The 6,987-nt window shown below is 69.9% G+C and carries 4 protein-coding genes, 1 tRNA gene and 1 pseudogene; all 6 read right to left on the bottom strand.

Annotated features, from left to right (window positions below):
- Nucleotides 1–242 precede the first annotated feature (242 nt).
- Nucleotides 243–315, bottom strand: a tRNA-Thr gene (locus DW299_RS14765).
- A gap of 70 nt (nucleotides 316–385) precedes the next feature.
- Nucleotides 386–1,939: an alpha/beta hydrolase gene (locus tag DW299_RS14760; protein ID WP_205814414.1), complete on the bottom strand. Its 1,554-nt coding sequence runs from the start codon at nucleotides 1,937–1,939 to the stop codon at nucleotides 386–388.
- Nucleotides 1,936–3,093: a DNA polymerase III subunit delta' gene (locus DW299_RS14755; RefSeq protein WP_136032182.1), complete on the bottom strand. Its 1,158-nt coding sequence runs from the start codon at nucleotides 3,091–3,093 to the stop codon at nucleotides 1,936–1,938. The genes DW299_RS14760 and DW299_RS14755 overlap by 4 nt, the downstream gene beginning before the upstream one ends.
- A gap of 87 nt (nucleotides 3,094–3,180) precedes the next feature.
- A complete protein-coding gene (tmk, locus tag DW299_RS14750; RefSeq protein WP_136037030.1) occupies nucleotides 3,181–3,810 on the bottom strand; it encodes a dTMP kinase in 630 nt (209 codons plus the stop codon).
- Nucleotides 3,807–6,707: a type I DNA topoisomerase gene (topA, locus tag DW299_RS14745; protein ID WP_136037029.1), complete on the bottom strand. Its 2,901-nt coding sequence runs from the start codon at nucleotides 6,705–6,707 to the stop codon at nucleotides 3,807–3,809. Before topA ends, tmk begins: the two co-directional genes overlap by 4 nt.
- A gap of 78 nt (nucleotides 6,708–6,785) precedes the next feature.
- Nucleotides 6,786–6,987 (bottom strand): annotated as a pseudogene (locus DW299_RS19415) (helicase); the annotation flags it as partial.

Genomic DNA, 6,987 nt, shown 5'->3' with positions numbered 1-6,987 from the left:
GAGCCGACGGCGCCTCGGTCGTCGCGCGTCGCCGGCTCGCCGCCGCACTGGCGGGGGTTCGTGGCCTGAGCGCGGACGAGGCCCTGGGCGGATTCGCACGGGATGAGGATCGCGGGGTGGCGCTCACGGCGTCCGCACTCCTGGCACGGCGCACCTAGGCGTCGGTGCCGTGCCACGCCCGATGGCGCAGCTCCTCACACGCAGAAACCCCCGGGATCTCGAGGATCCCGGGGGTTTCAGTGAGCCGCTTGTCAGAATCGAACTGACGACCTTTTCATTACGAGTGAAATGCTCTGCCGACTGAGCTAAAGCGGCGTGCGACGCGTGAGCGGCGCGATCACCGATATTACCCTGTCTCGGCCTCGCTCGCGAATCGAGCCCGCCCTCACTCGCAGCGCAGGCCGTCCTCGGGCACCACGTCGTCGAGCAGGAATCCCTCGACCGCGTCGTCGACGCAGGTGTTGCCCTTGTTGTAGCCGGTGTGCCCTTCGCCCACACGGGTGATCAGCACGCCCTCCTCCAGCTGGTCCGCGAGCGACTCGGACCACTCGTACGGCGTCGCCGGGTCATTGGTGGTACCGACGACGACGATGGGACCGGCGCCCTCCGCCGCGATCTCCCCGCGCGTCCCCGTCGGCGGATAGGGCCACACCTCGCAGGGGTCCGGGCCGGTCCAGTAGGGCGCGATCGTGGGTGCCCCCTCCGCGATCTTCGCGGTGATCGCCGCCTCGGCCGCCGGGTCGTCCTCCACCGGATAGTCCATGCAGTTGTACGCGCGGAAGACCTCGCTGGAGTTGTCGATGTAGGTGCCGTTCTCCCGACCGTTGTAGAAGTCGGCGAGCACGAACGCGGTCGTGGGGTCGCCCTGCAGCGCCTCCTCCAGGGCCTGGGTGAGGTAGTCCCAGCTGTCCTGCGAGTACAGCGCGGCGATGATCGCGGTCATCAGCGCATCGGCGCCCATCAGCCGTCCGTCCCCGTTCTCGAGGGGCGTGCGGTCGGCGCTGGCCAGGAGCGCTCCGAGGTCGGCCATCGCCTCGTCGACCGAGCCGCTGAACGGGCAGTTGCCCGAATCGAGGCAGTTCTGCATGTACGCCCGCAGCGCCGACTCGAATCCCAGCGCCTGCGTGGCCCCGACCTCGAGTCCCGGGACGGAGGGGTCGATCGCCCCGTCGAGCACGAGGCGTCCGGCCTTCTCGGGGTAGAGCTGGGCGTAGGTGGCACCGAGGAACGTGCCGTACGAGTAGCCGAGGTAGTTGAGCTGCTTGTCTCCCAGCACCGCGCGGATCAGGTCCATGTCGCGGGCCGCATTGACCGTGGTGATGTACGGCAGGATGCCGTCGCTGTTGGCGTCGCACGCCTCAGCGAAGGCGCGATGCCCGTCGAGCAGCTCCTGCTCCCACTCGGCGCTCCCCCGCTGGGCCTCGGGGATGCCGTAGAGGTAGTCGTCCATCTCGGCGTCGTCGTAGCAGGTGACGGCCGTCGACCCGCCCACCCCGCGAGGGTCGAAGCCGATCACGTCGTAGTTCTCGACCAGAGCGGGGCCGACCGCATAGCCGAGGCTGCTGAGCACCAGGTCGACCCCGCTCGCGCCGGGCCCGCCGGGGTTCGTGAGGAGCGAGCCGACCGCGGTGCCCTCGGCGCGATGCCGCACCACCGCGAGCTGGATCTCGCCGGAGCCGGGGTTCTCCCAGTCGAGAGGCGCCGTGACGTCGGTGCACTCGAAGCCGGTGCCGCACTCCGTCCAGTCCAGCTTCTGGGAGTAGTAGGGCAGCAGGTCGGCCGCGACACCCTCGGTGTCCGGCTCCTTCTCGCCCGCCGGGCGTGCCGACTGCTCGGGGATCATCGCGTAGAGGCAGCCCGAGAGGGCGACCGAGGCGACGGCCAGTCCGGCGATGAGCGCGGCCGCGCGACGCAGGCGCGACAGGGGGCGAGTGTTCACGGTTTCCTCCCGCTCGTGACCGTCACGAGCAAGCTCTCCAGGGCGAGCAGCGGAGCGACGTTGCGCTCCAGCGACTGCCGGGTCTCGGCAAGGTGGTCGAGGACGACCAGGGTCCGGGCGACGGGCCATGCCGCCGCGAGATCGACGAGTTCGGGGCGCAGTTCGCTGTTGATGAGGTCGTCACTGCGCCCGAACTGGAGCATCACCACATCACGGAACAGCGACTGCATGTCCGTGAGCACGCGGTCGATGCCGTCGCGCAGACTCCGCGTGGCCCGCTTCTTCTGCTCGTCCTCCAGCGCGGACACCTGCGGGCGGAGCGCCGGCGGCACGGCCTGCCCCTCCGCCACGCCCACGGTGCGCAACAGCGCGGCCCGTTCGTTCGCGTCGCGCTCGGCCGTGAGCGCCTTGGCGTCTTCGGTCGCCGCCTGGATGATGCGCCCGGCGACATCGACCGCGTCGTTCACACCGCGGACACCGATGACGGCGCGCAGCGTCTCTTCACGACGACGTCGTGCGGCATCATCGGTGGCGAGCCGCTGGGCCATCCCGATGTGCCGCTGCGCGTGACGCGCCGCCTGCTCGGCGACCGCCTCATCGACCCCCGTACGGAGGCTGATGAGTCGTGCCACATCGGCGACGTCGGGTTCCCGCAGCCGCAGCGACCGCACGCGCGAACGGATGGTGGGAAGCAGATCCGCCTCACTCGGCGCGCAGAGGATCCAGACCGTCTGCTCCGGGGGCTCCTCCAGAGCCTTGAGCAGCACGTTGGACGTGCGCTCCACCATGCGATCGGCGTCTTCGACGACGATGACGCGGTAGCGCCCGGCGGACGGGGCGAAGTACGAGCGTTCGACCAGGGATCGCGCCTCCGCGATCGTGATGATGACTTTGTCGGTGCGCAGCGCCGTGACGTCGGGATGGGTGCCGGCGAGGACCTGGCGCATGGTGGCCTCGTCATCGGGACCCTCGGCGATCAGCGCCGCGGCGAACGCGTACGCGAGCGTCGACCGCCCCGACCCCGGCGGGCCGGTGATCAGCCAGGCGTGGGACAGGGCCGACGGATCGGCTGCCGCCGCGCGCAGCGTGTCGACCGCCGCGTCCTGGCCCCAGACGTCCGCCCAGGGGAATGCGGGGGCGAGAGTCGGGGGCATGTCCTCAGCCTAATCGGGACCGCCGACGCCGCGGGGACGTCTCCCGTCATCCGTGGTCGCAGCCGTCTTTGTTCGGCCTGTGGAGGATCAGTCCAGGAGCTCAGCGACGCGAGCTCGGATCCGTTCCGCGATCGCCTCGGGCTGCTGTGCGGCATCGAGCACGAGGAAGCGCTCCGGCTCCGCGGCGGCCAGGTCGAGGTAGGCCTCGCGCACGCGCTCGTGGAACTCGGCCTGCTCGGCCTCAAGGCGGTCGAAGGGCTTGTCGGCCGAGTCGAGTCGGGTGCGCGCCGCGGCGGGGTCGAGGTCGAGCAGCACCGTGAGATCGGGAAGTGCGCCCTCGGCCGCCCACAGCGACAGGTCCCGCACCTCGGCCGGGTCGAGCACCCGACCGGCACCCTGGTAGGCGACGGACGAGTCGAGGTAGCGGTCCTGCAGCACGACCTCACCGCGCGCGAGCGCCGGGCGCACGACCGTCGCGACGTGATGCGCCCGATCGGCGGCGTAAAGGAGGGCCTCGGCGCGCGGCGCGATGTCCCCGCGATGGTGCAACACGATCTCGCGGATCAGCGTGCCGACCTCGGATCCCCCCGGCTCCCTGGTGCGCACCACGGTGCGCCCGCTCTGCTCCAGCCAGTCGGCGAGAACGTTCGCCTGAGTGGTCTTGCCTGAGCCGTCCCCGCCTTCGAGAGTGATCCAGGCGCCGCGGCTCCCGGTCACGAGCCGGCCTTCTCCGCCGCCTTCGCCGCCGCGTTCGCCGCGCGCGTCGCCGCCGCCTTCTTCGCCGCGGCCGAGCGCGCCGCCGACGTGGAGCCCGCGGATTTCCCGGTCTTCTTCGCCGCCGTCGCCTTCGCCGTCGTCGCCTTCGCCGTCGTGGCCTTTCCGTCGGCGCTCGCCTTCTTCGGCGGAGCCTTCTTCGCCGGAGCCTTCTTCGCCGGAGCCTTCTTGGCGGCGGTACGCGAGCCGCGCTTGGGCGCAGGGCCCTTCGCGCGCTTGTCGGCCAGCATCTGCACGGCGATCTCGAACGTGATGTCCTCGGGCTTCTGGCCGCGCGGGATCGTGACGTTCGTCTCACCGTCGGTCACGTAGGGACCGAAGCGACCGTCGCGCACGCGGATGGGCTTCCCGCTCACGGGGTCGGCGTCGAACTCGGCCAGCGCGCTCGAGGCGCGACGACCTGCACCGTACTTCGGCTGGGCGTAGATCTCGAGGGCCTGGTCGAGCGTCACGTCGAAGATCTGCGACTCGCTCTCGAGCGACCGCGAATCGGTGCCCTTCTTCAGGTACGGGCCGAATCGGCCGTTCTGCGCGGTGATCTCGTCGCCGGACTCCGGGTCGACGCCGACCACCCGCGGGAGGCTCAGCAACTGGAGGGCCGTGTCGAGGTCGAGCGTGTCCACCGACATCGAGCGGAACAGCGAGGCGGTCCGCGGTTTGGGCGCCGTCTCCTTCTTCGCACCTCGCTTGGGCTTGGGAGCCTCGACGACCTCACCGGTCGCCTCGTCGACCGCGGCGTCGTCCGAGACCGGGTCGTTCTCCTGCACGTACGGCCCGAACCGGCCGTCCTTGACGACGACGATCTTGCCGTTCTCCGGATTCGTGCCGAGCACGCGGTCCCCCGCCACCGGGGCGTCGATCAGCTCCTGCGCCTTCTCCGCCGTCAGCTCGTCGGGCGCCAGGTCCTCCGGCACGTTCACGATGCGCGGCTTCGCGTCCGGGTTCTCCGGGTCCGTGACCTCCAGGTAGGGGCCGTACTTGCCGAAGCGCAGCGTCGCGGTGTCGGTGATGCGCGTAGAGTTCAGGGCCCGCGCGTCGATCTCGCCGAGGTTGTCGACGACCTGCCGCAGCCCCACGTGCGACTCCGAGCCGAAGTAGAACGACTTGAGCCATTCCACGCGGTTCTGCTCGCCCCGGGCGATCGTGTCGAGGTCGTCTTCCAGCGCCGCGGTGAAGTCGTAGTCGACCAGCTCGGCGAAGTGCTCCTCGAGCAGCCGCACCACGCTGAACGCCAGCCACGTGGGCACGAGCGCCTGTCCGCGCTTGACCGCGTAGCCACGGTCGAGGATGGTCTCCGGGATCGTGGCGAATGTCGACGGACGACCGATGCCCTTCTCCTCCAGCACCTTCACCAGCGACGCCTCGGTGTAGCGCGGCTTCGGGGTCGTGCGGTGGCCCTTGGCCTCGGCGTGGGAGACGGCGAGCTCATCCCCGACGGCGACGGCCGGGAGCGACTGGTTCTCGGCGGCGTCCGCGTCGCCGCGCTTCTCGTCGCGACCCTCCTCGTAGGCCTCCAGGAAGCCCTTGAAGGTGTAGACGGTGCCGGATGCGGTGAACTCGGCCGTCTGGCCATCGGCATCCACGGCGATCGTGACGGTCGTCGTCTCGTACTTGGCGTCCGCCATCTGGCTCGCGACCGTGCGCTTCCAGATCAGGTCGTAGAGACGCTGCTCCTCGCGGTCGAGCTCGGAGGACAGCGACGACGGCGTGCGGAAGTTCTCGCCGGAGGGACGGATGGCCTCGTGGGCCTCCTGGGCGTTCTTGCTCTTCGACTTGTAGACGCGCGGCTTGAGCGGCACCGCGCTGTCACCGTAGAGAGCGACAGCCTGGCTCCGCGCCGCCTGCACCGCCTGGGTGCTCAGCGCCGTGGAGTCGGTACGCATATAGGTGATGTACCCCTTCTCGTACAGGCGCTGGGCGACGCTCATCGCCTGCTTGGCGCTCATCGAGAGCTTGCGACCCGCCTCCTGCTGCATGGTGGACGTCGTGAAGGGGGCGTACGGGCTCCGGGTGCCGGGCTTCGCCTCGACCTTGGTGACCGTCCCCGCACCCGTGGCGTCGACGGCTCTGGACAGTGCGGCAGCGCGTGCCTCGTCGAGCACCACGACGGCCTTCTTGAGCTTTCCGGTGTCATCGAAGTCGGTGCCGCGGGCGAGCTGGCCGCCGTCGACCCGGACGAGACGGATCCGGAAGGAGGTGCCGGTCGCGGCCGCGTCGGCGTCGACGTCCCAGTACTCAGCCGACACGAAAGCCATGCGCTCGCGCTCGCGGTCGACGATCAGACGCGTCGCCGCGGACTGCACCCGTCCGGCGGAGATCCCGGTCTTGACCTTGTACCAGAGGACCGGCGAGACGTCCCACCCGTACAGACGATCGAGGATACGGCGGGTCTCCTGCGCATCGACCAGGGCATGATCCAGCTCGCGCGTGTTCCCCACGGCGGCCTGGATCGCATCCTTGGTGATCTCGTGGAACACCATGCGCTTGACGGGCACCTTGGGCTTGAGGGTCTCGAGCAGGTGCCAGGCGATGGCCTCACCCTCACGGTCCTCATCGGTGGCGAGCAGGAGTTCGTCGGCGCTCTTCAGCGCACGCTTCAGCTCGGCGACCGTCTTGGTCTTGCGGTCGGAGACGACGTAGTACGGGTCGAACCCGTTGTCGATGTCGATCGAGTACTTCCCGTACGCCTTCTTGTCGTCGGCGGGGATGTCCTTCTTGTCGGCGAGGTCGCGGATGTGGCCGACGGAGCTGAGCACCTCGTAGCCGTCGCCGAGGTATCCCTGAATAGACCGCATCTTCGTCGGGGACTCGACGATGACGAGCTTCTTGCCTTCAGCCAAGGGTGCGTCCTTTCTTCGAAGCACACCATACACACCGCTGTGCGGGGTACTTCACAGCGAGCGAGGGTCGCGCGGCCGTCACGGTTCCTCGGGTTGCCCGGCACGGGCGCGGGAGACGGCTGCGAGTCCAGCGTACGCCGCCGACACCGTCACGGTCGCCACGTCCCCGGCCAGCGAACACGCGATCAGGCGTGCCCCTCCGGCCTGGGCGACGTGCGCGGCCAGGTCGCACGGCGTGCGAGCCGTGAGAATCGCACCGCTGCGCGCATCGGCGGCGGCG

Origin of the sequence: Microbacterium sp. K35, assembly GCF_004794375.1 — a bacterium.
Taxonomy (GTDB): Bacteria; Actinomycetota; Actinomycetes; order Actinomycetales; family Microbacteriaceae; genus Microbacterium; species Microbacterium sufflavum.
This window is presented reverse-complemented; position numbering and strand designations above follow the sequence as displayed.